Source organism: Micromonospora sp. SYSU B005, assembly GCF_055362685.1.
Map to the genome: position 1 here is coordinate 261,057 of NZ_JAXCFU010000001.1, position 26,204 is coordinate 287,260.

The following is a 26,204-nucleotide window of genomic DNA, read 5'->3' on the forward strand; positions in this document are numbered from 1 at the left end:
GTAGGTTGGGTGCCGTGGCGCGCAGCGTGTACCTGACCGGCGTTGGTTCGGGCGGGGGAAAATCGACAGTGGCGCTCGGGCTGGCCGAGCTGTTGTCCCGCCAGGTGGAACGGATAGGCGCGTTCCGGCCGCTCGTCGCCGGTGACGGCGCCGACCCGATCCTCGCCCTGCTCACCGAGCGCTACCGGATGGAACTGCCGGTCGACGAGCTGTACGGCGCCACGTACGCCGAGGCGAGCGCGCTCGTCGCGGACGGCCGCCGGGAGGAGCTGATCTCCCGGATCGTCACCCGCTACCGCGAGGTGGAACGGCGCTGCCCGGCGATAGTGGTGGTCGGCAGCGACTTCGCCTACGGCGACGGCACCGGCCCCCGTGAGCTGGCCTTCAACGCCCGGCTGGCGACCGAGTTCGGCAGCGTCGTGGTGCCCGTCGTGGACGGGTTCGGGCAGACGTCCGACACGATCGCGGCGGCGCTGCGTGGCGCGTACCACGATCTGGTCGACCTCGGCGCGACGGTGATCGCGGCGCTGGCCAACCGCGTACCGGAGCCGATGACGCTGCCCGAGCTGCCGGTGCCCGCGTACGCGATCCCGGAGGTGCCGACCGTGTCGGCGCCGACGGTGGCCGAGGTGGCCGCGGCGCTGCGCGGCACCGTGCTCACCGGCGACGAGACCGCGCTCGACCGCGACGTGCTCGACTACGTGGTCGGCGCGGCGCACGTGCCGACGCTGCTGGACCACCTCACCGACGGGGCGCTGGTGATCACCCCGGGCGACCGGGCGGATTTGCTGGTCGCCGCCGGCGCCGCGCACGTGGCCGGGCAGGTGTCGCTGGCCGGGCTGGTGCTCACGCTCGGCGAGCAGCCCGACCCGCGGGCCATGCGCCTGGTCGAGCGGATGAACACCGGGCTGCCGGTGCTGTCGGTGCCGAGCGACAGCTACGACACGGTCTCCGCGTCCAGCCGGATCGAGGGACGCCCCAGCACCGCCAACCCGCGCAAGGTCGAAGCAGCGCTCGGCGCGTTCGAACGCTGCGTGGACACCGACGACCTGGCCCGCCGGCTGCGGGTCAGCCGGTCCGCGCGGGTGACCCCGCTGATGTTCGAGAACGACCTGATCGACAGGGCCCGCGCCCGGCGCCGCCGGCTGGTGCTGCCCGAGGGTGCCGACGAGCGGATCCTGCGCGCGACCGAGGTGCTGCTGCGCCGGGGCGTCGCCGAGATCACCCTGCTCGGCCGCCCGGACGAGATCGCCCGCCGCACCCGGGAGCTGGGCGTGGACGTCGGTGACGCCCAGGTGGTCGACCCGGCGACCAGCCCGTGGCGGGACGAGTTCGCGCAGGCGTACGCGCAGTTGCGCGCCCACCGCGGCGTCACCGTGGAACTGGCGCACGACATCGTGGCGCAGCCCAACTACTTCGGCACGATGATGGTGCAGACCGGCCACGCCGACGGCATGGTCTCCGGCGCCACCCACACCACAGCCGCCACCATCCGCCCGGCCTTCGAGATCATCCGGACCGTGCCGGGCGTCTCCGTCGCGTCCAGCGTCTTCTTCATGCTGCTCGCCGACCGGGTGCTGGTGTACGGCGACTGCGCCGTCAACCCCGACCCGGACGCCGACCAGCTCGCCGACATCGCCATCTCGTCGGCCGACACGGCGGCCCGGTTCGGCATCGAGCCGCGGGTGGCGATGCTGTCGTACTCCACCGGCAGCTCCGGCGCCGGCGCCGACGTGGAGAAGGTCGCGGCGGCCACCAAGCTGGTCCGGGAACGGCGGCCCGACCTGCTCGTCGAGGGCCCGATCCAGTACGACGCGGCGATCGACCCGCAGGTGGCGGCCACCAAGCTGCCGGACAGCCCGGTCGCCGGGCGGGCCACGGTGTTCATCTTCCCGGACCTCAACACCGGCAACAACACGTACAAGGCGGTGCAGCGGTCCGCCGGAGCGGTGGCGGTCGGGCCGGTCATGCAGGGCATGCGGCGGCCGGTAAACGACCTGTCCCGCGGCGCAACCGTGCCGGACATCGTCAACACGGTGGCGATCACCGCCATCCAGGCCGCCGCGGAGGCGTCGGAATGAGCCGCATCCTGGTCCTCAACAGCGGGTCCTCGTCGGTCAAGTACCGGCTGTACGACGGCGACGTAGTCCTGGACAAGGGCACCGTCGAGCGGATCGGCGAACCCGGCGGCGGGCCGGCCGACCACGAGAGCGCCGTCCGGGAGATCATCGGCCGGCTCGACCTGACGGGGCTGTCCGGCGTCGGCCACCGGGTGGTGCACGGCGGGCGGAAGTTCAGCGCGCCGGTACGCATCGACGACGCTGTCGTCACCGCGATCGAGGACCTGGTGCCGCTGGCGCCGCTGCACAACCCGGCCAACCTGGCCGGCATCCGGGTGGCCCGGGAGGCGCTGCCGGACGTCCCGCAGGTGGCCGTCTTCGACACCGCGTTCCACCACACGCTGCCCGAGGCCGCCGCCACGTACGCGATCGACAAGGCCACCGCCGAGCGGTACGGCGTCCGCCGGTACGGCTTCCACGGCACCTCGCACGCGTACGTCTCGCGGCGCGTCGCCGACCTGCTCGACCGTCCGTACGACCAGCTCAACACCATCACCCTGCATCTGGGCAACGGCGCGAGCGCGTGTGCCGTCCAGGGTGGGCGCAGCGTGGCCACCTCGATGGGCATGTCCCCGCTGGAGGGCCTGGTGATGGGCACCCGCAGCGGCGACCTCGACCCGACAGTCATCTTCCACCTGCGCCGCGAGGGCGGCATGGTCGTGGACGACATCGACGACCTGCTCAACCACCGCAGCGGCCTGCTCGGGCTGACCGGCGTCAACGACATGCGCGAGGTGCTGGCCCGCCGCGACGCCGGTGACCCGGACGCGACGCTGGCGTTCGACGTCTACTGCCGGCGGATCACCGGCTACGTCGGCGCGTACTACGCGCTGCTCGGCCGGGTCGACGCGATCGCGTTCACCGCCGGGGTCGGCGAGCACGCCGCTCCGGTGCGGGCGGCGTCGCTGGCCGGGTTGGAGCGGCTGGGCGTCGCCGTCGACCCGGCGCGCAACGACGGCCACGGCGACCGGGTCGTCTCCCCGGACGACGCGGAGGTCGCGGTGCTCGTGGTCGGCACCGACGAGGAGCGGGAGATCGCCCGCGAGACCCGCGAGGTGCTCGGCGTCTGACCGCGTGCGCCCCGGCCTCCCCGCGCGGACCGGGCGGGTCGGACGCGCCGGGCGGGCCGGGATCAGCCCTGGTCAGCCCGGTCAGCCCAGGGCGATCCAGGCGATCAGGGCGACCACCACGACGGCGGCAACGGCCACACCGGCGATCAGCGGCAGGCGGGACGGCGCCGACGCCGACGCGGCCGGCTCGGGAGAATCGACGAATGCGCGGAACTGCGCGGTGTTGCCACTCGGGTCGGTGTAGTTCTCAGCCATGCGGCTGACCCTAGCGAAGCCCACCCGACCGGTCCGCCCCGCCGGGCCGCCACCTGCGGATCCGGTCGGCGGGATCGGGCAAACCCGGCCACCCGGTGGAGGCGGGAGCCGCCCGGGTGGCGACCCCGACCGGCCCGGACGGCGGGCGCGGACCGACCGCTCGGCTGCCTACCGTGCAGGTGTGAGGGGGCAGCGGCTGGTCGCCGCGCTGATGACGGCGCTGCTGGCCGGTTGCGGCCCGGCCGTGGCCACGTCCGACCCGGTCCCGGCAGGCGTCGGGCCCGCGCCGGAACGCTCGTACGCGGTGGGGATGCGGCAGTTCACGCTCGACCCGGACGGCAGGCGCCCACTGCCGGTCACCGTCTGGTACCCGGCCACCCCGTCTTCGCCCGGCCCGCCCACGTCTGCTTCCGCCACTGCCTCCGGCTCCCCCCGGGCCGTACCGGCGAGCCCCGGTCCGGCGCGCGGACCGCGCGTCCGGCCGGGAGCGCCGTTCGCCGCCGGACGGTTCCCGGTGGTCCTCTACAGCCACGGACTGCGCAGCCTGCCCGCGTTGCACGCGGCGCTGACCAGCCGCTGGGCCGCCGCCGGGTTCGTGGTGGTCGCGCCCACCTACCCGCGGACGAACCAGCGCGCCCGCGCGTTCACCCGGGAGGACGTCCGCAACCAGCCCGCCGATGCCTGGCGGCTGATCCGTCACCTGGTCCGGCTGGGCGCCCGCCCCGGCGATCCGCTCGGGGCGCACCTGGCGGTGGACCGGTTCGCCGCCGCCGGGCACTCGGCCGGCGGGCACACCACGCTCGGCATGTTCGCCTCCGGGCAGTCGTCCCCGCTGCGGGCCGGAATCGTGATCGCCGGTGGCCGCATGGTCGCCGGTCCCTCCCGGCCGCTCGCACCGATGCTGTTCGTGCACGGGAGCGCCGACCGGATCGTGCCGGAGTCGATCGGCCGGGCCGCGTACGCCCGCTGTCTCGGGCCGGCCGCCTTCCTGAGCCTCACCGGTCAGGGCCACGGCGAATACCTGACACCGGGGCGGCCCGGCTTCCCCCAGGTGCTCGACACCACCACCGACTTCCTGCGCTGGACGCTCTACGCCGACCGCGCCGCCCTGCACCGCCTCCCCACCGACGCGACCGCGCCGGCCACCACCACCTTCACCACCCGAGCCCTCCCCACCTGACGCCCCACCCCCGCCCCTTTGTCTCGTCGATCATGAAGTTGACGGCGTTCGCTGTCCGGTTTGTCGCCGTCAACTTCATGATCGACGCTCCCCTGGGGCGGAGTGGGGTGGGTAGGGTGCCGGGGTGGACAGGCTGGAGGGGCGGCAGCTGGGGGCGATCCGGGAGGTCGTCGATGTGGCCGGCGCCTGCGGGATCGACGTGTGGCTGCGTGGCGGCTGGGCAATGGACTTCCACCTCGGCGAGGTGACCCGGCCGCACGTCGACGTCGACTGGTACTGCTGGCGGCGCGACGCCGCGACGCTGGCCGACCGGCTCGGCGCGCTCGGCTGGCGCCCCGATCCCCGGATGCCCGCCGCGACGCAGCTCGACCTGCTGCGCGACGACGTCGAGCTGAGCTTCGCGTACCTCGACCGGGACGCGGAGGGCCGGGTGGTCGTCGGCGCCGGACCGTGGGCGGGCACCATCCTGCCGGAGGGGATGCTAGCCGGGCCGCCCGGCCGGATCGGCGCGCTCACGGCACCGGTGATCAGCGTGGCCGCGCAGATCGAGTTCAAGGAGATGTTCCCGGTCTGGATGCCGGAGCGCCCGCGCCGGGCGAAGGACGCCGCCGACCTGGCTCGCCTCCGGGCGTCAGCCGGTGGTCACCCGGAGCGCTGACCGGGCCTGGCCGCCCGATCGCGAGGCACAATCGAGTTCATGCGCCGTCGTCCCGTCGCCCTGCTCACCGCCGCCGTGCTCGGCGCCGCCCTCGCCGGCTGCTCGGGGCAGCCCACCGCCCCGGCCGGGCAGCCCGCTCCCGACGCTCCACCGACAAGTGCCGCGCCGACTCCGCGCGTACCCGTCGGCAAGGCGCCTGCGGAGAGCTTCGCTGTCGGCGTACGCCAGGTGAAGCTGAACCGCGACGGCGACCGGCCGTTGCCGGTGACGCTCTGGTACCCGGCGGCGGGCGCGGCCGGTGGCGGGGTCGAGCGGTCCGCCCCGGCGGCGGACGGGCGGTTCCCGGTGGTGCTGTTCAGCCACGGGCTCAGTGCCCGGCCGGAGGACTACCAGGCGCTGCTGACCCGCTGGGCGGCGGCCGGGTTCGTGGTCGCCGCGCCGCGTTTCCCGCACACCTCCCGGGGCACCGACGGCAACCCGCTGGACGTGCTCAACCAGCCGGCCGACGTGTCGTACGTGCTGACCCGGGTGCTCGCGCTCGGTGAGAAGGCCGGCGATCCGCTGCGCGGCCGGCTGGACCCGGAGCGGGTGGCCGCGACCGGGCACAGCGCCGGTGGCGTGACCACTATCGGGCTGTTCACCGCGGGCCGGGACGAGCGGCTGGACGCGGGAATCGTCTTCGCCGGCACCGCGCTCGGTGTGGGTACCGCGTTCGCCGGCGCCGCCGCGCCGCAGCTGTTCGTGCACGGCGAGGCCGACGAGGTGGTGTCGTACGCGGCGGGCAAGGCCGTGTACGACGCGGTGCCGTGGCCGAAGGCGATGCTCAGCCTGCCCAAGGGCGACCACGGCCGGGCGCTGCTCGGCGACGGCAAGGCGCTGGGCGTGGTCGCCGACACCACAGTCGAGTTCCTCCGCTGGACGCTCTACGGCGATCCGGCGGCGAAGAAGCGCCTCCCCGCCGACGCCGCCCGGGGCGGCCTGGCCACCCTGGACGACCGGCTCTGAGACGTCAGGAGGTGTGGTCGACGACCACCTTGCCGAAGACGTCACCGGAGTGCAGCCGGGCGAACGCCTCGGAGATTTCACTGAACGGCACCACCCGGTCGACCACCGGACGTACCTCGTGCTCGGCGCAGAACGCGAGCAGCTCGGTCAGCTCGTCCGGGGTGCCCATCGACGTGCCGAGGATCTCCAGCTGCATGGCGAAGACCCGGCGCAGGTTGATCTTCGGCTCGTGCCCGGAGGTGGCGCCCGAGACCACGATCCGGGCCGTCGGGGCGGCCGACTTCAGCGAGTGGTCGAAGGTGGCCGCGCCGACCGTCTCGATCACCACGTCGACCCGTTCCGGCAGCCGCGCGCCGGGTTCCAGCGCGGTCGCGCCCAGCTCGGCGATCCGCTCCCGCTTGCCGGCGTCGCGGCTGGTCGCGTACACCCGCTTGCCGAGTGCGACGCCGAGTGCGACGGCCGCGGTGGCCACGCCACCGCCGGCGCCCTGGACCAGCACCGACTCGCCGTCGGCGACCCGGCCCTTGGTGGTCAGCATCCGCCACGCGGTGAGCCAGGCCGTGGGCAGGCACGCCGCGTCGGTCGCCGACAGGCCGTCGGGCAGCGGCAGCAGGTTCATCCGGGGTACGGCGACACGCTCGGCGAACGTGCCCTGGTAGTGCTCGGAGAGGATGGAGACCCCGCGCGGGTCACCTGGAGTGGGCACGACCGGGTAGATGACCACCTCGTTGCCGTCCGGGTCGGTGCCGACCGCGTCGCAGCCGAGGATCATCGGGAGCTGGCCGGCGGTGAGGCCCACACCGCGCAGCGACCAGAGGTCGTGGTGGTTGAGCGAGCTGGCCCGGACCTGCACGGTGACCCAGTCGTCCTGTGGGGCGGTCGGCTCGGGACGGTCGCCGACGGCGAGCGCGGCGAGCGGGTTGTCGGCGTCGAAGGCCGAGGCATAGGCAGCACGCATGATCGGCACGGTAACAAGCTGAGCAGGAGTTAAGAAGGGGCCCGTCCTCTACCGGAGGCGTTGGGAAGGGCCCCTTCCTTACATCTCAGCGGCGGGCGACGCCGTCGCGGCGGGCGGCCTCGGCGACCGCCTCGGCCACCGCCGGGGCGACCCGCGGGTCCAGCGGCGAGGGCACGATCGCGTCGGCGGTGAGCGACTCGGCGACCACGCCGGCGATGGCGTCGGCGGCGGCCACCTTCATCGAGTCGGTGATCCGGGTGGCCCCGGCGTCCAGCGCGCCCCGGAACACACCGGGGAACGCGAGCACGTTGTTGATCTGGTTCGGGTAGTCGCTGCGCCCGGTGGCGACCACCGCCACGTGCCGGGCGGCCACCTCGGGATGCACCTCCGGGGTGGGGTTGGCCAGCGCGAACACGATGCCGCCGGGGGCCATGCCGGCCACCGCCGCCTCCGGGATCTGGCCGCCGGAGACGCCCACGAGCACGTCCGCGTCGCGCAGCGCCTCGGTGATGCCGCCCTGCCGGCCCTCGGCGTTGGTGAGCTCGGCCAGCTCGGCCTTGGTGCCGGTCAGCTCGCGGTGCCGGCCGATGATGCCGCGCGAGTCGCACACCACCACCCGGTCCGGGTCGACGCCGCCGGCGATCAGCATCTTGGTGACCGCCACCCCGGCCGCGCCCGCACCGCTGACCGCCACCCGCAGGTCGCCGAGCTTGCGGTTGAGCAGCGTCGCGGCGTTGCGCAGCGCGGCGAGCACCACGATCGCGGTGCCGTGCTGGTCGTCGTGGAAGACCGGGATGTCCAGCGCCTCGTCGAGCCGGCGCTCCACCTCGAAGCAGCGCGGGGCGCTGATGTCCTCCAGGTTGATCCCGCCGAACGAGGGCGCGAGCGCCTTGACCGTGGCCACGATCTCGTCCACGTCCTGGGTGTCCAGGCAGACCGGCACCGCGTCCACGCCGGCGAACTGCTTGAACAGCACCGCCTTGCCCTCCATCACGGGCAGCGCGGCGCGCGGGCCGATGTTGCCCAGACCGAGTACGGCGGACCCGTCGGTGACCACCGCGACGGTGTGCGACACCCAGGTGTAGGTGTCGGCGAGCGCGGGGTCGGCGGCGATCGCCTCACACACCCGGGCAACCCCCGGGGTGTACGCGAGGGAGAGGTCCTCGCGGCTGGTCAGCGGCACGGTGGAGGCGACTGCCATCTTGCCGCCGACGTGCAGGCGGAAGACGGGATCGGCGGGGTCCGGGGTGGACGAAGACATGGTGACTCCAGGATCTGTCGAGCAGACGGACCGGCCGGCGTGGTCAGCGGTGGTCAGCGACCGGCGGCGCGGCGGTGCGGGGGTCACCCGGGCACTTTTCGAGCATAGTCACGCTTCGGCACCCAGTATGTGAGCGGGGTCATATCCGCTCCGGTCGTCACCCGCCCCTGACCCGTCCCGGACGCGGCCACCAGCGGGCCACCACCCGGCCGCGGACGTCGGCCACCCCGTACGCCCGGGAGTCGTCGGCGACGAACTCGTTGTCGCCGCGCAACCACCATCCGCCGTCGCGCGGTTCCACAGCCCGCTTCACGACGAGCAGGTCGGGACGGCTGCGGAACACCGCGACGACCACGTCGCCGGGGCGTACCGGCCGGCCTTTCGTGCGGACCAGCACCGCGTCGCCGTGACGCAGCGTCGGGGCCATGGACGGGCCGGTCACCAGCACCGGCACCAGCGGGCCGCGCAGGGCCGGAGGTTCCCCGGTGGGCGCCATGTCACCTCCCAGCCCCGGAAGGCGTCTCCAGGAGTAATGTCGTCTTGGATCATCGCAAACAACCCATGGAGGACCCTGATGCGCCTTCCCCGCATCCTCACGCCCCGGGTGACGGCCAGCGCTCACTGCGACCTGCCCTGCGGCGTATACGACCCGGCCCAGGCCCGGATCGAGGCCGAGTCGGTCAAAATGATCTGCGAGAAGTACCAGGCCAACACCGACCCGGAGTTCCGCACCCGCGCCATCCTGATCAAGGAGCAGCGGGCGGAGCTGGTCAAGCACCACCTGTGGGTGCTCTGGACCGACTACTTCAAGCCGCAGCACTTCGAGAAGTACCCGCACCTGCACCAGCTGTTCAACGAGGCCACCAAGCTGGCCGGCGCGGCCGGCGCCAAGGGCGGCACCGACCCGGCCAAGGCCGACGAGCTGCTGGCGAAGATCGACGAGATCTCGAAGATCTTCTGGGAGACCAAGCAGGCGTGACGTCGCCCGACGGCACTCCGACGATCCGGCCGGTACGTCCCGAGGACGTACCGGCCGTCGTCGCCATGGTGCACGAACTCGCCGAGTACGAGCGCGCGCCCGAGCAGTGCCACCTCACCACGGCACAGCTCGACGCGGCGCTGTTCGGCCCGTCCCCGGCGCTGTACGGCCACGTCGCCGTCGACGCCTCGGACCGGCCGATCGGCTTCGCGCTCTGGTTCCTCAACTTCTCCACCTGGGCCGGCGTGCACGGCATCTACCTGGAGGACCTCTACGTCCACCCGGACGCCCGGGGCACCGGCGCGGGCCGGATGCTGCTCGCCACGCTGGCCTCGATCTGCGTCGAGCGCGGCTACCAGCGCCTGGAGTGGTGGATGATCCACTGGAACCCGGCGGCCCGCTTCTACGCCGCGATCGGCGCCACGCCGATGGACGAGTGGACGCCGTACCGCCTGGCCGGGCCGGCGTTGCACGAGCTAGCCACGCACGCGACCGCCGCGCCCACGCGCCCCGCCCGCTGACCGGGTAGAGTCCCGCACCGGGGGGAGGAGCCGTGACTCAACTGACCGGGCACCCGACGACTGATGACGACGTCGTCCACCTCACCGTGCCCGCCGACGGTGGTTACCTCGGCGTGCTCCGCACCGCCACGGCCGGCCTCGCGGCCCGGCTCCAGTTCGCCCTCGACGAGATCGAGGATCTGCGCATCGCCGTCGACGAGGCGTGCGCCATGCTGCTCGCCATCGCCACCCGCGACGCCGAGCTGGAGTGCCGCTTCGCGGTCACCGACGACGCCCTCACCGTCGAGGTGACGGTGCCGACGGTCCGGGGCGCCACGCTGCCGTCCGAGTCGTCGTTCGCCTGGAAGGTGCTGACCGCGCTGACCACCGGGGCGAACGCCCACGCGTCCGGCGGCCGGGCCACCATCTCGCTGCTGACCCGCCGCGCCGGCATCTACTGACCGACGCGCGGCCACGGCCCCGGCGGCGCTCAGGCGGCCGGCTCGCCGAAACCCAGCGCGCGGTTGGTCGGACCGCTCACCAGCAGCCCGACCATGCCGATCCCGAGCGCGATCAGCGGCACCCCGAGCCAGCCCATGCCGCCCTCGATCATGAACCAGCCGACCGGCAGCAGCATGAGCTGAAGCACGATGGCCGGCGCGCGGGCACCGGCGCGGCGGCGGGACAGCGCGCCGCCGAGCGCCCAGAGCGCCACCGCGCCGCCGACCGCGAAGACGGTCACCAGCAGCGCCGAGGTCAGATCCGTCGTGTCGGCGGTGAGGTCGGACCAGATGAGCCACACCGCGATCAGCCCCAGCGCCACCGCCTCGGCACGTAGCAGGAGCACCGCGGCGCGCAGCGTGCCGGGGAGCGGGTCGGAGTCGATCGTCACGGGCGCCACGATACCGGTGGGTAGTCGCGGTACAGTGCCGCCCATGCGGGCCGTCCTGGTGGTCAATCCGAAGGCCACCACCACCAGCGAGCGCAGCCGGGACGTGCTGGTCCGGGCGTTGCGCAGTGAAGTCGACCTGTCGGTGCGGTACACCCGCCGGCGGGGCCACGCCATGGACCTGGCCCGGGAGGCCGCCCAGGAGGGCGTCGACCTGGTCGTCACGCTCGGCGGCGACGGCACCGTCAACGAGGTGGTGAACGGCCTGATGGCGGCGGAGCCGCCGACGTTCCGTACCGGACAGACCTCGGCCGAGCGGCTGCCCGCGCTGGCCACCGTGCCGGGCGGTTCGACGAACGTCTTCGCCCGCGCACTCGGGCTGCCCCGGGAGTGGCCGGACGGCACCAGCATGATCCTGGAGGGGCTACGGCTGGGCCGGTCCCGCACGATCGGGCTGGGCCGGGCCGACGACCGCTACTTCACGTTCTGCGCCGGCTTCGGGCTGGACGCGGCGGTCATCCGCCGGGTGGAGCAGGCCCGCAAGAAGGGGCGCGTCTCCACCCCGGCGCTCTACTTCCGCTCCACCGCGGGTCAGTACTTCGTCGGCTCGGACCGCCGTCACCCGTCGATCACGCTGGAGCGCCCGGGTGAGGCGCCCGCGACGGAGCTGGCCACCGCGATCATCCAGAACACCGCGCCGTGGACGTACCTGGGCGACCGGGAGATCAACCCGAACCCGGAGGCGTCGTTCGACCTGGGGCTCGACGTGCTCGCGTTACGGCGGCTGCGGGTCGCCAGCACCGCCCGTACGGCGGTGCAGTTCTTCTCGAAGCGACCGGATCCACACGGCAAGCAGGTGCTGCGGCTGCACGACGTGGCGGAGTTCACGCTGGTCTCGGAGCGCCCGTTGCCGTTCCAGCTGGACGGGGACTACCTCGGCGAGCGGGAGAAAGTCCGATTCACATCCGTACCGGCCGCACTGAGAGTAATCTGCTAGGTCTCGGGTATCCCAGTCGGTTGACGCGGACCCCCCGCCGCGCGGGCGCGGTGGCCGCCACGCCGAGGAAGGGTGCCGGAAATGTCAGCAACGTCACGCAGACCGTACTACATTGATTATCGACTGTGGCACGCCGGGTAACCAGGGCTCTGGCAAACCCGGACAAATGGGTGGTGAGCCCGCTCACTGTTCGGAGTTTTTCCGAGCGCCACCCTTGACATCGCTGTAGTTCGTGAAAGTATTCACAAGCGAACTCGTGTTGCCGGGACATTGCCTGGATATGCTCGTTCGGTTGAGCTGTTCCAGCAGGTCCGGGCACCCCACAGCCTGCTCACGCTGCGCCGAATTGATGGATGCTGACCGTCACCATTCGGCAATGCGGACGCATATAGAAATAGCAACGAAGCGTTATCTGGCCACCCACTAAGAATGAGGAGTGTTGCCGCCATGGACTGGCGCCACGATTCGGTCTGCCGCGACGAGGACCCGGAGCTGTTCTTCCCGATCGGGACGTCCGGCCCCGCCCTCCTTCAGGTGGAGCAGGCGAAGGCCGTCTGCCGGCGCTGCCCCGTGACCGACCAGTGCCTGCAGTGGGCGCTGGAGTCCGGTCAGGACGCCGGCGTCTGGGGCGGGATGAGCGAAGAGGAGCGTCGCGCGGTGAAGCGCCGCGGCGGCCTCCGGGTGCTGCGCGCTCACTCCGCCTGACCCGTACACGCTGATCGCCCCGGCCGGGCTTCCGGCCGGGGCGTTCTGCTGTCCCGGACCGGGTCAGCCCGCCACCGCCGCCACCCGCCGCCGGACCAGGTCGGCCAGCTCCGGCAGGTCGGTCAGGGGATCCGCCACCGCCACCGCGCCCGCGGAACGGGCCGACGCGCGTACCCCGTCGTGGAACCGGCCCGGCGCCAGGAAGTAGGCGGCGACCGCGACCCGGCGGGCGCCCGCCGCACGCAGTCGCGTCACCGCACCGCCGACCTCCGGGGGCGCCGCCGAGGCGTACGAGACGCGGCAGGGCACTCCGAGCCCGGCGCCGAACGCCGCGGCGACCCGGCCCACCGAGGCCCGCGCCGCCGGATCCCGGGTACCGGCCGCCGCCAGCACCACCGCGTCCAGCCCGTCCGGCCCGTCACCGGTCGCCTCCGCCAGGCGGCGGCGCAGCCCGTCCAGCAGCCCGCCGTCCACCCCGCCGCCGGTCGGCCCCAGCACGTCCGTCACCCGTACCTCGATGTCCGCGCCGGCCGCCGCGACCGCCGCCGGGATGTCCACCTTCCGGTGGTACGCGGCCGTCAGCAGCAGCGGCACAAGGACCGCCCGGGAGTGACCGGCGTCGGCCAGCCCGCGCAGCACCTCGGCCGGCCCGGGATCGGTATGGTCGAGCCAGCTCGGCAGCACCGGACGACCGGGGCAGGTGTCCGCCACGGCCCGGGCCAGCGCCCGGGTCGCCTCCGCCGCACGCGGGTCACGGCTGCCGTGGGCCACCAGCACCACCGGCGGCCCGGCGCTCAGGTGTGCAGGCCGCACTCGGTCTTCTCGAACATCGCCCAGCGCCCGGCGCGCGGGTCCTCCCCCGCCTTCGTCCGCCGGGTGCACGGCCAGCAGCCGATCGAGCCGTAGCCGCGGGCGAACAGCTCGTTCACCGGGATGTCGTACCGGGCCACGTAGGCGTCCACCTCCCGCTGCGTCCACGCCGCGATCGGGTTCACCTTGACCTTGCCGCGCCGCACGTCGAAGCCCACCACCGGCGTGTTCGCCCGGGTCGGCGACTCGTCCCGGCGCAGCCCGGCGGCCCAGGCGTCGTACCCGGACAGCGCCCGCTCCAGCGGCTCCACCTTGCGCAGCTGGCAGCAGTCGTCCGGGGACCTGTTGAACAGGCGGGGACCGTACTGGCCGTCCTGCTGCCCCACAGTCATCCGCGGCCGGATCGAGCGCACGCGTACCGGCATCCGCCGGGCCACCTCGTCGCGGACCCGCAGCGTCTCCGGGAAGTGCAGCCCGGTGTCCAGGAACACCACGTCGACGCCGGGCGCGACCCGGGAGACCAGGTGCGCCACCACGCCGTTGGCCATCGAGCTGGTCACGCAGAACCGCTCGCCGAACGTCTCCACCGCCCACCGGGCGATCTCGATCGCCGGCGCGTCGGCCAGCTCCCGGCCGGCCTCCTCGGCCAGCGCCCGCAGCTCCCCCGGGTCGCGGCGCGTCGGCTCGGCCGCGCCGATCAGGCCGAGGCCGGCGGCCGAGACGAGGCCGCTCACCGGGTCACCGCCCGGCCCAGCAGGCCGGTGAACCTCACCGCGAAGACCCGCGCGCAGGCGTGGCACTCCCAGGCGCCGTGCCCGGCCTCGTGCGGTCGCAGGTCCTCCTCCCCGCAGTACGGGCAGTAGAGAGGCGCAGATCTGGCGTCGCTCATCGGAGCTCCTCCTCGTCGGCTCTGATCACCCAGTTGGCGAACGTCTCACCCTCGGTCCGGCCGGCCAGGTAGCGGCGGGCGAGCCGTTCCACGTACTCCGGAAGCTCCTCGGCGGTGGTCTTCAGACCGCGCAGCTTGCGGCCGAAGCCGGCGGTCTGCCCCTGCGCCATGCCGAGGCCGCCGCCGAGGTGCACCTGGAAGCCTTCGACCTGCCGGCCGTCCGGGCCCACCACGAGCTGGCCCTTGAGCCCGATGTCGGCGACCTGGGTGCGGGCGCAGGCGTTCGGGCAGCCGTTGAGGTGGATGGAAATGTCCGCGTCGAAGTCGCGCAGCCGCTCCTCCAGGCGCGCGACCAGTTCCTCGCCGCGCCGCTTGGTCTCGACGATGGCGAGCTTGCAGAACTCGATGCCGGTGCAGGCCATCGTGCCGCGCCGCCAGGCCGACGGCCGGGCCTCCAGGCCGATCCCGCGCAGCGCCGTGACCAGCGAGTCGGTCCGCTCCGGCGCCACGTCCAGCACGAGCAGCTTCTGGTACGGGGTGAGCCGCACCCGGTCGCTGCCGTGCGCCTCGACCACGTCGGCGAGCTGCGCCAGCTGGGTGCCGGACACCCGGCCCACCACCGGGGCCGCGCCCACGTAGTTCGCGCCGTCGCTCTGCCGGTGCACGCCGATGTGGTCGACCGGCTTCGCCGGCAGGTCCGCGGCCGGACCGTCGAGCAGCGTGCGGCCCAGGTACTCCTTCTCCAGCACCTCCCGGAAGCGCTCCACGCCCCAGTCGGCGACCAGGAACTTCAGCCGGGCCCGGTTGCGCAGGCGGCGGTAGCCGTAGTCGCGGAAGATGCCGACCACACCGGCCCACACGTCCGGCACCTCGTTCAGCGGCACCCAGACACCGAGCCGCTTGGCGAGCATCGGGTTGGTGGAGAGGCCGCCGCCGACCCACACGTCGAACCCGGGCCCGTGCTCCGGGTGCTCCACGCCGAGGAACGCGATGTCGTTCGCCTCGTACGGCGTGTCGACCAGCCAGGAGATCGAGGTCTTGAACTTGCGAGGCAGGTTGGAGTACGCCTTGTCGCCGACGTACCGGCGGACGATCTCGTCGATCGCCGGCGTCGGGTCGAGCACCTCGTCGCGGGCCACCCCGGCGACCGGGCTGCCGAGCACGATCCGGGGGCAGTCGCCGCACGCCTCGGTGGTCTGCAGGCCGACCGCCTCCAGCCGGCGCCAGATCTCCGGCATGTCCTCGACTCGGATCCAGTGGTACTGGATGTTCTGCCGGTCGGTGATGTCGGCGGTGTCCCGGGCGAACTCGCGGGAGATCTCCGCGATCACCCGGAGCTGGGCCAGGTTGAGCTGGCCGCCGTCCACCCGGACCCGGAGCATGAAGAACTCGTCCTCCAGCTCGTGCGGCTCCAGCACGGCGGTACGCCCGCCGTCGATGCCGGCCTTGCGCTGGGTGTAGAGGCCCCACCAGCGGAACCGGCCGCGCAGGTCCTGCGGGTCGATCGAGGCGAAACCGCGGTGGGCGTAGATGTTCTCGATCCGGTCCCGCACGTTCAGCGGGTCGTCGTCCTTCTTGATCCGCTCGTTGGGGTTGAGCGGCTCACGGTGTCCGAGCGCCCACTGCCCCTCGCCGCGTGGCCGGCGGGGCGCACGGGCGGCAGGCGCCGGGGTGTCGGGACGGGTCGGGGTGCTGCTGACCGCCATCGCGGCGTCCTCCATGGTCTGCTGCGGTGCCTGGAGCGCGGACGCGGCGGCCGGCCCTGAAGAGGGCCGTGGACGGCGATGTCGATGACGGCCGGCGCGAGTACGCGCCCGAGACGGAAAGGTCGGGCGTCGTCAGTGGGCCGGACAGATCGCGCTGCGCACGCGGCCGTAATCGACGTGGCGACGAGCCACGAAGCGGCGGACGACAGCGGCGGTCATGTGCCTCATGCTGCCACACCACGCCCCGCACGACCACAGCTCCGCACTGTGATCCCACATCACGGGCCCACCACCCGAGATCGACCCCCATCCACCCCCGCCCACCCACCCACTCTGTTGATCATGAGGTTGGCGGGGACAAAAGGGACGGTGGGTGCCGTCAACTTCATGATCGACCGGGTCGGGCCCGCGCCCGGGGTGGGAGAGGGTGGGGCCGGGTGGGTGGGAATTGGTGGAGCGGGCGGGGTGACGGCGACCGGCGTGTGACGCTGCGGGGGTGAGGAGGTTCGCGCCCGCGTCTGTTCGCGCCCTTCCCGGCTGGGCGGTGTGGGTGACGCCGGGCCTGCTCACGCTCGTGGTGACGCTGGCGGGCATCGGGCACGCCCAGCCGTGGCGGGACGAGCTGGCCACCTGGAGCGCCGCCACCCGCCCGCTCCCCGACCTGGCCCGGATGACCCGCACGATCGACGCCGCCACCGGCCCGTACTACCTCCTCATGCACGGCTGGACGGCGCTGGCCGGTACGTCGCCGACGGCGTTGCGGCTGCCGTCGGCGCTCGCGATGGCGGTGGCCGCCGGGTTGACCGCCCGCCTCGGCGCGGTGCTCGTCGGCCGTCGCGCCGGGCTGCTGGCCGGACTGCTGTTCGCGGTGCTGCCGGTCACCTCGCGGTACGGCCAGGAGGCCCGCCCGTACGCCCTCGCGACGCTGCTCGCCGTGCTGGCCACGCTGCTGCTGGTCGAGGCGCTGCGCCGGCCGACCTGGCGACGCTGGGCCGGGTACGCCCTCGCGGTCGCCGCGCTCGGCCTGCTCCACCTGATCGCGCTCACCCTGCTCGCCGCGCACGCCGTGGTGGTGCTGCTGACCGCCGCACGTGGCCCCACAGCGGTCGTCGATCCGCCCGGCCAGTCCCGAGCCCAGATGCCCGACGCGGTCACGGCGCCCCGCAGACACTCACCGCGTTCCACCCAGCCACGAGATCGAGCGCCGGTGGAACGCCACGGGTCTCACGGCGCCCCGCAGACACCCATGGCGTTCCATCCAGCCACGAGATCGAGCGCCGGTGGAACGCCACGGGTGTCACCGCATCCCGGGAGCAGGGAGCACGGCACGGACGCGCCGGAAGCGGAACCGCAGAACGTGACCGGCGAGGCTCGGGAGGCGCTGGCCGGGTGGCTGCTGGCGCTGCTGCCGGTCGTCGTGCTCGTCACCCCACTGGCACTCGTCGCTCGGGGACAGCGCGGTCGACAGCTCGACTGGGTGGACCCGGCGCGCCTGCCCGACCTGGCGGCACTACCGGGCGCGCTGGCGCAGAGCGGCGTCGTCGGCGGGTTCGTGCTCGCGCTCGCGGCGCTCGGCACGGCCCGGCTGGGTCGCCGGGCGCTGCTGCCGGTCGCCGCCGTACTGCTGCCGGTGCTGCTGGTCTTCGCCGCCGGGACGATGGTGCCGCTGTGGGTGACCCGCTACCTCGTCTTCACCGTGCCGTTCGCCTGCGTACTGGCCGGCGCCGCGCTGGCCACCGCGCGGGTCACTCCCGCACCGACCCGAACGCCGGGCACAGCAACGCCCGCCGAACCGGAGCGCACGGCGACACCCGCCGCAGCCGGCCGCACTGCCGCGCCCGCGGAAGCAGAGCAAGGACCGACGTCGCCGCGCGGACGGGTCGCGGCGGGAATCGCGGTGGTGGTCCTGGCCGGGCTGCTCGGGCTGCCCGATCAGGCGGCGCTGCGCCGTACCCATGAGTGGCCGCGCAGCGCACCCGTCGACTACGCGGGCGCGGCCGGGATCATCCGCGCCGAGCAGCGACCGGGCGACGCGATCGTCTACTCGCCCCGGGACGGCTGGCTGTTCCCGGATCTCGGCATGGCGTACCACCTGGGGCCGAGGCTGCCACGCGACGTGCTCGTGGTCCGCGACCAGCGTCAGGACGCGAGCCTCTGGGCCGTGGAGTGCGACGACCCGGCGCGGTGCCTGGCCGGGGTGGACCGGGTGTGGCTGGTGGTCACCGGGCGCCGCGCCGACCCGCTGGCGGCGGTGCCTGGTGCGAAGGGGGACGCGCTGCGCGCGGGCTACACGGTGCGGCGGGTGTGGCCGCGGCCGGGGATCACGGTGGCCCTGCTCGTCCGGTGAGGCGGTCGGTGGTACCGCGGGCCAGCGGTACGACGATGGCCGCCTCGGTGCCGCCGTCGGCGCCGTTGCGCAGCTCGATGGTGCCGCGCAGCTCGCCGGTGACCAGCGCCCGGACGATCTGGAGGCCCAGGTTGCCGCCGCGCTCGGCGTCGAACTGCTCGGGCAGTCCCCGGCCGTTGTCGGTGACTGTGACGTGCAACTGCTTGCGGGCCCGGTGCGCGGCGACCACCACCTCGGGCCGGGGCGCGGTGACCTCGGCCTCGGGCCGGGGGGCTTCCGCGGGCGAGGGGGCAGCGGTCTCCTCGTCGGCCGGCGGGAAACCGTGTTCCACGGCGTTGAGCAACAGTTCGTTGAGCACCATCACCAGCGAGGTGGCGATCTCGGCGGGCAGGATGCCGAACGTGCCGCGGCGGCGCATGCCCACGCTCACCTCGGTGGCGGCGACCTCGGTGGCGGCGCTGGCGACCCGGTCCACGATGCCGTCGAACTCGACCGCCTCGTCGCTGGACAGGGAGAGCGTCTCGTGGACGAGCGCGATCGAGGCGACCCGGCGTACCGATTCTTCCAGCGCCACCCGCGCCTCGGGCATGGCGACCCGCCGGGCCTGGAGGCGCAGCAGCGCGGCAACGGTCTGGAGGTTGTTCTTCACCCGGTGGTGGATCTCCCGGATGGTGGCGTCCTTGGTGATCAGGGCGCGGTCGCGGCGGCGTACCTCGGTGATGTCGCGGACCAGCACCAGCGCGCCGATCGGCACTCCGGCGGGCATCAGCGGCAGCGCCCGGGTGAGCATGGTGGCGCCGCGGGCGTCGATCTCCCGGCGGGGCGGCGCCTCGCCGCGCAGCGCGGCGAGCACGGCGTTGCCCGCGTCGGTGCCTTCGAGGGGGTCGCCGGCGAGCCGGCGGTGCAGCTTGGCCAGGTCCTCCCCGACGAGGTGGGAGGCGTAGCCGAGGCGGCGGTACGCGGACTGCGCGTTCGGGCTGGCGTAGGTGACCTTGCCGTTGGCGTCGAGCCGCACCAGACCGTCGCCGACCCGGGGTGCCGAGGTGGTCTCGCCGGGGTGCCGGGGCGGCGGGAACGTGCCGTCGGCGATCATCTGGGCGAGGTCGTCGGCGGTGGTCAGGTAGTTCAGTTCGAGCTGGCTCGGGGTGCGCGCGGTGGACAGGTTGGTGTCCCGGCCCACCACGGCGATCACCTCGCCGGCTTCACCGTCGCCGGTGCGCAGCCGGACCGGGATCGCCTCGTGGCGGGCCGGGACGTCGCCGTACCAGACCGGGTCGCCCTCGCGCCAGATCCGTCCCTGCCGGTGGGCCACCTCCAGGTGGGCCACCTCGGCCCCGCCGACGATGCGCCCGACCTGGTCGTCCAGGTAGGCGGTCGGTGCGGTGGTGGGACGGACCTGGGCCACGCAGAGGAACGTGCCGTCACCGTCCACCGGCACCCAGAGCAGCAGGTCGGCGAAGGACAGGTCGGACAGCAGCTGCCAGTCGCCGGCGATCCGGTGCAGGTGGTCGATGTCGGCCGGGCGGAGCGCGGTGTGCTCCTCGGCGAGGTCACGGAGGGTGGACACGCCACACAGCGTGCCACGCCGGACCTCACATCGTCGCCGTGACCTTCTTCAAGCCGCGCGGCGCGTCCGGGTCCTCGCCCCGGGCCAGCGCCAGGGCCAGCGCGAGCCGTTGCAGCGGCAGGATGTCGAGCAGCGGCGCGTACCGCTCGTCGACCTCGGGCACCGCCATCCGGGTCTCGCCGACCTCGGCGGAGCCGACCACGACCACGTCGGCGCGACGTTCGCCGAGGCGGGGCAGCACCTCACGCATCGACGTGCCGCCGGGACCCGAGCCGACCACGGCGAGCACCGGGACGTCCGGGTCGGTCATGGCGAGCGGGCCGTGCAGCAGGTCGGCGCCGGAGAAGGCGAGCGCCGGGAGGTACGAGGTCTCCATCAGCTTCAGCGCCGCCTCCCGGGCGGTCGGGTACGCGTACCCCCGGCCGGTGGTGACGAGCTGGGCGGCGAACCGGTAGCGCGGGGCGAGCCGGGCCGGGGTGTCGTCGGCGAGCGTCTGCGCGGCCAGCTCGGGCAGGCGGCTCAGGGCGGCGTGCTCCTCGGCGGGCAGCACGCCGTCGCCGGCGCGTACGCCCTCGATCAGCATGAGCAGCGCGAGCAGCTCGGCGGTGTAGGTCTTGGTGGCGGCGACCGCGCGTTCGTGGCCGGCGGCGATGTCGACGCTCAGCTCGGCGGTCTCCACCAGCGGCGAGCCGGGGTTGTTGGTGACGGCGAGGGTGAGCGCGCCGGAGGCGCGGGCGACCCGCAGCACCTCGGCGAGGTCGGGCGAGCCGCCGCTCTGGCTGACGCCGACGACGAGCGCGTCGGAGAGGTCGGGCCGGGCGCCGAAGACGGTGATCGCGCTCGGGGAGGCCAGCCCGGCGGGCAGCCCGAGGCGGATCTCGGTCAGGTAGGCCGCGTAGAGCGCGGCGTGGTCGGAGGTGCCCCGGGCGGTGAAGACGACGTGCCGGGGGCGCCGTTGCGCGACGACGGCCGCCACCTCGGCGATGGCCGCCGCGTGCTCGGTGGAGAGCAGACGCTCGTAACCGGCCGGCTGCTCGTCGATGTCGGCGGCCATTCCGGCCCCTGCTCGCGTCACTCCAGAACCTCCTTCTGCGCGTTTCCCGCGCGTTCGATGCTCAGTCTTGCACGTTTGAGCAGCCTCAATCAACGCAACGAACAGGAGTGCGCAGTGGATCACTAATCGACGGAAGATCCCCTAGGCTTGCCCGGCTGACCGACCCGACCGGCGAGAGGACGACGTGCCCGAGGACGACGCCGCGCTCTCCGCGGAGGAGGAACTCGCACTGGCCCGGCTGGCGCTGGGCGAGGGGGACCTGCGGCACGCCGCCGACCACGTGGCCGCCGCGCTGGTCCGCTCCCCCACGCTGCCCGAGGCGCACGAGACGCTCGCCCGGCTGAACGCGGCCAGCGGCGGCGACCTGGACCTCTTCCCGCTCGGTCAGCAGGCGTTCGTCGGCGCCGTGGTGGCCCGCGCGCACCTGCTCGCCGCCGCCGGCCGCCCCGCCGAAGGGCTCGACCTGCTGGCCGCCGCCACCGGCTACGCGCCCACCGCGCCCTGGGCCGCCGTGCCCTGGGTGACCGCCTCCGACCTGCCGGAACGCCTCGACCCCGAGCGCACCGCCCGGATCCTCATGCAGGTCTGCGCGGCAGCGCCGGACCCCGCGCCGCGCCGGCTGCGCGAGCCGCTCGCGCCGTACCTCACGCTGGCCCGCAACGCGATCACCGTCCATCCGGCCCATCCGCTGCTGCTGGGCGCGGCGTCCGCGCTGGCCCGGCGCCTCGGCGAGGTCACCCTCGCCGTCACCTGGGCCACCCGGGGGGTACGCGCACAGCCCACCAAACTCGGCGAGGTGTGGCTCGGGTACGCGTACCGCAGCGCCGGCCGGACCGCCGAGGCGCTCGCCGCACTGGAACGCGCTGTCGCGCTCGACCCCGACGACCTCGCCGTCTACGCGGACATCGCCGGCACGCTGGCCGACAACGGCCGCCTCGACGCGGCACTGGGCTGGATCGACAGGGCACTGGCGAAGGACCCCGCGTTCGACTGCGCGGTACACACCGCGCACCGGCTGCGCTACCTGCGCGACGGCGACGTGGACCACCTGGTGGCGCTCGCCGACTTCGTCCGCGACCACCCGGACGACACGCACGAGCACGGTGACCTCGCCGAGTGCTGCCGGGGCCGCCCCTGGCTCGGGCAGGTGACCCCGGCGGGCGACGACACCCCGGCCCCGGACGGTCCCGCTCCCTCGGCGGCGGCGGTACGGCGGCTCCAGCAGCTCGCGCACCCGGCGTGGGCACATCCGCCGGCCGCGTACGACGCCGCGGTCGGGCTGGCCACACTGGACCTCGCCGACCTGCTCGCCCTGCTGGCACACCCGCCGGAGGCGCCGGCGACAGCGCTGGGCCGGGTGCTCGGCGGGCAGGATCCGGCACTGTGGACGCGCTGCGCGCAGGTCTGGGCCTGCCTCGGCCTGCTGCACCACCGCACCGACGAGCCGTGGGAGTGGTCGACCCGGCGTCGGGTGCTGGGGGAACTGGCCGCCGGCGATCCCGGACCGGCCGCCGAGGCGGCACTGTTCGCCCTGGTCACCGCCGCCTGGGTGCATCCGGACACCCGCGCCGACGTGGCCGCGCTGGTGTCCGGGCGGATCGCCGAGGTGGCCGCCGGGCCGATCCGGCGTACCCCGGTGGCGGTGTCGTTGGCGTACCTGGCGCGGGCCACCCCCGCCCTCGACCCGGCGGCACGCGCCACCGCCGAACGGCTGATCGCCGGCGCCGAGGGCGGTCCGCTCCGGCGTCTCTGGCGACGCCTCACCGCCCTGTTCCGCCGAGGCTGAGCGCCGGGACCGTCCCGGGGCCCCATTTCCTGCCCGCTCCCCGGCCCCCACCACCCAGCCGAGCGCCGCCACCTCGCCGAGGTGGCGCGATCAACTCGCCCCGGACCCCGCCACCTCCCCGAACTGGCGGGCAGCGGGCGGAAGCACCGGGCACCGGGGCACCGCGGCGCCTCACTGGAGTGGGTACGCGGCGGCCCCGCGTACCCCTCGGGGGTGGCGGGGCCGCGACGGTGAGTCAGGCGACGGGGGCCTTGCCGAGCGCGGCCTCGGCCTCGTCCTCCGGTGTGGTGCCGGCCGGCGGTACGTCGTTCGTCGCGCGCAGCGGCACCTCCTTGATGAACCAGGCGAGCACCGGTACGGCCACCGTGAAGAGGACGGCCCAGAAGAAGACGTGCGAGATGGCGTCGGAGAGGCCGCCGAGCACCGCCTCGCGCATCGGGCCGGTGAGCTTCTTGAGCGCCTCCAGGTCCATCGCGCCGCCCTCGCCACCCGAGCCCGCGAACGCGGCACCGGCGGCCGAGTCGGCCAGGCGGTTGGCGAAGATCGCGCCGAAGAGGGAGACGCCGAACGAGCCGCCGATGGACCGGAAGAAGGTGGCCGCGCCGCTGGCCGCGCCGAGGTCCTTCTGTTCCACGCTGTTCTGCGCGATCAGCATCGAGGTCTGCATGAGGAAACCCATGCCGACGCCGAGCACGATCATGTAGAGCGAGGACTGCGCCTTGCCGGTGTCCACGTCCAGCAGGCTGAGCAGGCCCATCCCGGCGACCATGACCACGCCGCCGACGATCGGGAAGACGCGGTAGCGGCCGGTCTTGGTGATGGTCCGGCCGACCACCAGCGACACCACGAGCATGCCGAACATCAGCGGGAGCAGCAGCAGGCCGCTGTTCGTGGCCGACGCCCCCTGCACGGTCTGCTGGTAGAGCGGCAGGAAGTTCATCGCGCCGAACATGGCGAAGCCGAGCAGGAACCCGATCACCGAGATCAGCGCGAAGTTGCGGTTGGCGAACAGGCTCAGCGGCAGGATCGGCTCCGGCACGCGCCGCTCCACCACCGCGAACGCGCCGAGCGCGAGCGCCGCCAGCACGGCGAGGCCGAGGATCTGCGGCGAGATCCAGTCGTACTCGTTGCCGCCCCACGTGGTCACCAGCACGATCGCGGTGATGCCGACGGACAGCAGCGCCGCGCCCAGCCAGTCGATCTTGTGTTCGGTGCGGTACTTCGGCAGGTGCATGGTGGTGGCGAGGACCAGCAGCGCCGCGCCGCCCAGCGGCAGGTTGACGTAGAACGCCCAGCGCCAGGAGAGGTTGTCGGTGATGAAACCGCCGACGAGCGGGCCGGCGACCATCGCGATGGCCATGATGCCGGCGATCATGCCCTGGTAGCGGCCCCGCTCGCGGGGCGGGACCAGGTCACCGATGATCGCCATGACGCCGACCATCAGGCCGCCCGCGCCGAGGCCCTGGACGGCGCGGAACGCGATCAGCTCGGTCATGCCGGTGTCGGCGCCGCCGAAGACGCCGGAGCCGGACATGCCGCAGAGCGCGGAGCCGACCAGGAACACGACCACAGCGGTGAGGAAGACCGTCTTGCGGCCGTACAGGTCGCCGAGCTTGCCCCAGATCGGCGTGGAGACGGTGGTGCCCAGCACGTACGCGGTGACCACCCAGGTGAAGTGGTCGGCGCCGCCGAACTCGAAGACGATCCGCGGCAGCGCGGTGCTGACGATCATGTTGTCGAGCATCGCGAGCATCATCGCGATCATCAGACCGAACAGGACGACCCGGACATTGGGTCTCGTGGTCACCTGGGCTGGTTGACTCATCGGTAGGCTCCCCCGCAGATCGGATGATCGACTTACTTGCCGCCCGGCTAGTTTGCTTACTAGCCGGACGGTAAGCTGATGGCGGGCGCACGTCAAGCGGATTGGAAGGATGTCGGCCGGTGAGGGAGACCACAGGTGGCACGCGGGAGCGGATCCAGGCCGTCGCCTTGGAACTCTTCACCGAACAGGGCTACGAGAAGACGTCGCTGCGGGAGATCGCCGAGCGGCTCGGCGTGACCAAGGCGGCGCTCTACTACCACTTCAAGAGCAAGGACGAGATCGTCACCAGCCTGGTCGACGACCGGCTGCGCCGGATGGACGAGCTGATCGCCTGGGCCGCCGACCAGCCGCCCACGCTGGCGACCCGGCGCGCCCTGATCGGCAAATACGCCGACAGCATGTTCGCCGGCGACCTGCCCCAGGTGATGCGCTTCTTCGAGCAGAACCAGACGGTGCTCAAGAGCCTGGTCGCCGGCCAGCAGATGCGGGACCGGATGATGCGGCTGGCGCACGAGCTGTGCCGCGGCGACGACTCACCCGCCGCCCAGCTCCGCGCCGCGCTCACGCTGTTCGCGGTGCACAGCAGCTGGTTCGCGGTACGCGTGCCGGGCATCACCGACGACGAGCGCAAGCGGATCGCGCTCCAGGTGGCCGACGAGCTGCTCGCCAAGATCGGCGAGACCGGCCAGGGCTGAGCCGGTTCAGCCCGCCGCGGTCAGGTCCAGCCGCAGGCCGCGCAGGTCGATGCCGGGCAGCGGCGTCCAGTCCTTCTCCGGGTACCTGACGAAACCGAGCCGCTCGTAGAGGCGGTGTGCGCTCGCCGCCATCCCGGCGCGGACACAGATCACCACGGCGGTGCAGCCCAGCTCCGTGGCGCGCGCCACGCAGGCGGCCGCGAGCGCGGCGCCAGCGCCCCGGCCCTGCGCGGCCGGATCCACGGCGAGCATCCGGAACTCGGCCTCGCCCGGGCCGGCCAGTTCGGCGTACGGGGTGCCGGGCAGCACGAACGTCACCGCGCCGAGCACCTGGCCGGTGGCGTCGTCGACGGCCACCAGCACCTCGCCGGTCTCGGCGCGGCCGGCCACGTCGGCGAGCACCGGCGCGTACCCGCTCTCGTCCTTGAGCTGGCCGTCCGCCTCGTACGCGGCGACGGTCAGCCGGGCCACGACGGGGAAGTCCGCCGGCTCGGCGCGGCGCACCCGCAGGCCGGTCAACCGATCTCCGCGATCAGGTCGCCGTCCTGCACCACGTCGCCCTCGTTGACGGCGAGCTTCTGCACCACGCCGTCGGACTCGGCGACCACCGGGATCTCCATCTTCATCGACTCCAAAATGACGAGGGTGTCGCCCTCGGACACCGTGTCGCCGGCCGCCACGACGACCTTCCAGACGTTCGCCACCATCTCGGCGCGGATCTCCTCGGCCATCTCGCGGCCCTCCCTCTCCCCGACAGCTCCCCGACAATCCTGCGAACGGTATCCAATCATGACGCCGGTCACGCCGGGCCGCGCACCACCGGGCCGCGATCCGCCCCGCCGCGCCCCGGCGGGCGGTGACGGCACTAGCATCGTGCGGGTCGGCCACCGGCGAGCCCGGTGGGCCACACCGCGACCTTCCGCCGCGCCCCGCCGCGGACGGAACCGT

At 73.6% G+C, this 26,204-nt stretch carries 27 protein-coding genes; 13 read left to right on the top strand and 14 right to left on the bottom strand.

Annotated elements, in window-relative coordinates:
- Positions 1-5 precede the first annotated feature (5 nt).
- Both pta and SM452_RS01195 read left to right on the top strand, forming a co-directional pair.
- On the top strand, positions 6-2,081 hold the full coding sequence (pta, locus tag SM452_RS01190; protein ID WP_262013927.1) for a phosphate acetyltransferase: 2,076 nt from the start codon (positions 6-8) through the stop codon (positions 2,079-2,081).
- Positions 2,078-3,190, top strand: a complete 1,113-nt coding sequence (locus tag SM452_RS01195; RefSeq protein WP_463839179.1) for an acetate/propionate family kinase — start codon at positions 2,078-2,080, stop codon at positions 3,188-3,190. Before pta ends, SM452_RS01195 begins: the two co-directional genes overlap by 4 nt.
- Positions 3,191-3,271: 81 nt before the next feature.
- On the opposite strand, the gene SM452_RS01200 is transcribed toward SM452_RS01195, so the two are convergent.
- Positions 3,272-3,445 (bottom strand): hypothetical protein, encoded by a 174-nt coding sequence (locus SM452_RS01200; RefSeq protein ID WP_262013929.1) that lies wholly within the window; start codon positions 3,443-3,445, stop codon positions 3,272-3,274.
- 181 nt (positions 3,446-3,626) lie between these two features.
- Here SM452_RS01200 and SM452_RS01205 point away from each other — a divergent pair, with 181 nt between their 5' ends.
- The 3 genes from SM452_RS01205 to SM452_RS01215 all read left to right on the top strand — a co-directional run bounded on the left by SM452_RS01205 (position 3,627) and on the right by SM452_RS01215 (position 6,288).
- Positions 3,627-4,625, top strand: a complete 999-nt coding sequence (locus SM452_RS01205) for an alpha/beta hydrolase family protein (protein WP_366622368.1) — start codon at positions 3,627-3,629, stop codon at positions 4,623-4,625.
- 124 nt (positions 4,626-4,749) lie between these two features.
- Entirely contained in the window at positions 4,750-5,283 is a 534-nt protein-coding gene (locus SM452_RS01210) for a nucleotidyltransferase domain-containing protein (RefSeq protein ID WP_355512275.1), read from the top strand.
- A 39-nt stretch (positions 5,284-5,322) separates the two neighbouring features.
- Entirely contained in the window at positions 5,323-6,288 is a 966-nt protein-coding gene (locus SM452_RS01215; RefSeq protein WP_355512277.1) for an alpha/beta hydrolase family protein, read from the top strand.
- A 4-nt stretch (positions 6,289-6,292) separates the two neighbouring features.
- Here SM452_RS01215 and SM452_RS01220 read toward each other — a convergent pair whose 3' ends face one another.
- The 3 genes from SM452_RS01220 to SM452_RS01230 form a co-directional block, all read right to left on the bottom strand.
- On the bottom strand, positions 6,293-7,255 hold the full coding sequence (locus SM452_RS01220) for a zinc-binding dehydrogenase (RefSeq protein ID WP_355512279.1): 963 nt from the start codon (positions 7,253-7,255) through the stop codon (positions 6,293-6,295).
- Between the two features lie 76 nt (positions 7,256-7,331).
- On the bottom strand, positions 7,332-8,507 hold the full coding sequence (locus SM452_RS01225) for an NAD(P)-dependent malic enzyme (RefSeq protein WP_262013934.1): 1,176 nt from the start codon (positions 8,505-8,507) through the stop codon (positions 7,332-7,334).
- A gap of 157 nt (positions 8,508-8,664) precedes the next feature.
- Positions 8,665-9,003 (bottom strand): S26 family signal peptidase, encoded by a 339-nt coding sequence (locus SM452_RS01230; protein ID WP_463839180.1) that lies wholly within the window; start codon positions 9,001-9,003, stop codon positions 8,665-8,667.
- A gap of 78 nt (positions 9,004-9,081) precedes the next feature.
- On the opposite strand from SM452_RS01230, the gene sodN reads away from it, so the two are divergent.
- The 3 genes from sodN to SM452_RS01245 are packed head-to-tail and all read left to right on the top strand — an operon-like array spanning position 9,082 to position 10,447.
- On the top strand, positions 9,082-9,486 hold the full coding sequence (sodN, locus tag SM452_RS01235; RefSeq protein ID WP_135241884.1) for a superoxide dismutase, Ni: 405 nt from the start codon (positions 9,082-9,084) through the stop codon (positions 9,484-9,486).
- On the top strand, positions 9,483-10,007 hold the full coding sequence (locus SM452_RS01240) for a GNAT family N-acetyltransferase (protein WP_355512282.1): 525 nt from the start codon (positions 9,483-9,485) through the stop codon (positions 10,005-10,007). Before sodN ends, SM452_RS01240 begins: the two co-directional genes overlap by 4 nt.
- Before the next feature lie 32 nt (positions 10,008-10,039).
- The gene (locus tag SM452_RS01245) at positions 10,040-10,447 is read left to right on the top strand and encodes an ATP-binding protein (protein WP_262013937.1); all 408 of its coding nucleotides are present in this window, start codon (positions 10,040-10,042) and stop codon (positions 10,445-10,447) included.
- Between the two features lie 29 nt (positions 10,448-10,476).
- Here SM452_RS01245 and SM452_RS01250 read toward each other — a convergent pair whose 3' ends face one another.
- The gene (locus SM452_RS01250) at positions 10,477-10,878 is read right to left on the bottom strand and encodes a hypothetical protein (RefSeq protein WP_262013938.1); all 402 of its coding nucleotides are present in this window, start codon (positions 10,876-10,878) and stop codon (positions 10,477-10,479) included.
- A gap of 43 nt (positions 10,879-10,921) precedes the next feature.
- Here SM452_RS01250 and SM452_RS01255 point away from each other — a divergent pair, with 43 nt between their 5' ends.
- Both SM452_RS01255 and SM452_RS01260 read left to right on the top strand, forming a co-directional pair.
- Entirely contained in the window at positions 10,922-11,872 is a 951-nt protein-coding gene (locus SM452_RS01255) for a diacylglycerol/lipid kinase family protein (RefSeq protein WP_135241886.1), read from the top strand.
- Between the two features lie 447 nt (positions 11,873-12,319).
- Positions 12,320-12,577, top strand: coding sequence for a WhiB family transcriptional regulator (locus SM452_RS01260; RefSeq protein ID WP_013288358.1), 258 nt, complete (start codon positions 12,320-12,322; stop codon positions 12,575-12,577).
- Positions 12,578-12,640: 63 nt separating this feature from the next.
- Here SM452_RS01260 and SM452_RS01265 read toward each other — a convergent pair whose 3' ends face one another.
- From SM452_RS01265 to SM452_RS01280, 4 genes are read right to left on the bottom strand one after another with little or no spacing between them, the layout of a single operon-like run.
- Positions 12,641-13,390, bottom strand: coding sequence for a sirohydrochlorin chelatase (locus SM452_RS01265; protein WP_194800504.1), 750 nt, complete (start codon positions 13,388-13,390; stop codon positions 12,641-12,643).
- Positions 13,372-14,121 (bottom strand): phosphoadenylyl-sulfate reductase, encoded by a 750-nt coding sequence (locus SM452_RS01270; protein ID WP_463839181.1) that lies wholly within the window; start codon positions 14,119-14,121, stop codon positions 13,372-13,374. Before SM452_RS01270 ends, SM452_RS01265 begins: the two co-directional genes overlap by 19 nt.
- Entirely contained in the window at positions 14,118-14,276 is a 159-nt protein-coding gene (locus SM452_RS01275) for a hypothetical protein (protein WP_262013941.1), read from the bottom strand. Before SM452_RS01275 ends, SM452_RS01270 begins: the two co-directional genes overlap by 4 nt.
- Positions 14,273-15,982, bottom strand: a complete 1,710-nt coding sequence (locus SM452_RS01280; protein ID WP_463839182.1) for a nitrite/sulfite reductase — start codon at positions 15,980-15,982, stop codon at positions 14,273-14,275. The genes SM452_RS01275 and SM452_RS01280 overlap by 4 nt, the downstream gene beginning before the upstream one ends.
- 496 nt (positions 15,983-16,478) lie before the next feature.
- Between SM452_RS01280 and SM452_RS01285 the strand changes: the two genes are divergently transcribed.
- Positions 16,479-18,329: a glycosyltransferase family 39 protein gene (locus tag SM452_RS01285; protein ID WP_355512289.1), complete on the top strand. Its 1,851-nt coding sequence runs from the start codon at positions 16,479-16,481 to the stop codon at positions 18,327-18,329.
- Here SM452_RS01285 and SM452_RS01290 read toward each other — a convergent pair.
- Entirely contained in the window at positions 18,304-19,896 is a 1,593-nt protein-coding gene (locus SM452_RS01290) for a histidine kinase N-terminal domain-containing protein (RefSeq protein WP_355512291.1), read from the bottom strand. The two genes, SM452_RS01285 and SM452_RS01290, sit on opposite strands and share 26 nt — an antisense overlap.
- Positions 19,897-19,921: 25 nt before the next feature.
- On the bottom strand, positions 19,922-20,950 hold the full coding sequence (locus tag SM452_RS01295; RefSeq protein ID WP_194800719.1) for an SIS domain-containing protein: 1,029 nt from the start codon (positions 20,948-20,950) through the stop codon (positions 19,922-19,924).
- Positions 20,951-21,134: 184 nt separating this feature from the next.
- Between SM452_RS01295 and SM452_RS01300 the strand changes: the two genes are divergently transcribed.
- Positions 21,135-22,736 carry a tetratricopeptide repeat protein gene (locus SM452_RS01300; protein WP_463839183.1) on the top strand — a complete coding sequence of 534 codons (1,602 nt, stop codon included), beginning with the start codon at positions 21,135-21,137 and terminating at the stop codon, positions 22,734-22,736.
- A 235-nt stretch (positions 22,737-22,971) separates the two neighbouring features.
- Here the strand turns inward: SM452_RS01300 and SM452_RS01305 are convergent, their stop codons facing one another.
- On the bottom strand, positions 22,972-24,561 hold the full coding sequence (locus SM452_RS01305; RefSeq protein ID WP_463839184.1) for an MDR family MFS transporter: 1,590 nt from the start codon (positions 24,559-24,561) through the stop codon (positions 22,972-22,974).
- Between the two features lie 119 nt (positions 24,562-24,680).
- Here SM452_RS01305 and SM452_RS01310 point away from each other — a divergent pair, with 119 nt between their 5' ends.
- Positions 24,681-25,256 (top strand): TetR/AcrR family transcriptional regulator, encoded by a 576-nt coding sequence (locus tag SM452_RS01310; protein WP_355512297.1) that lies wholly within the window; start codon positions 24,681-24,683, stop codon positions 25,254-25,256.
- A 6-nt stretch (positions 25,257-25,262) separates the two neighbouring features.
- Here the strand turns inward: SM452_RS01310 and SM452_RS01315 are convergent, their stop codons facing one another.
- The gene (locus SM452_RS01315; protein WP_357209818.1) at positions 25,263-25,775 is read right to left on the bottom strand and encodes a GNAT family N-acetyltransferase; all 513 of its coding nucleotides are present in this window, start codon (positions 25,773-25,775) and stop codon (positions 25,263-25,265) included.
- A complete protein-coding gene (locus SM452_RS01320) occupies positions 25,772-25,987 on the bottom strand; it encodes a biotin/lipoyl-binding carrier protein (protein ID WP_135241895.1) in 216 nt (71 codons plus the stop codon). Before SM452_RS01320 ends, SM452_RS01315 begins: the two co-directional genes overlap by 4 nt.
- Positions 25,988-26,204: the final 217 nt, after the last annotated feature.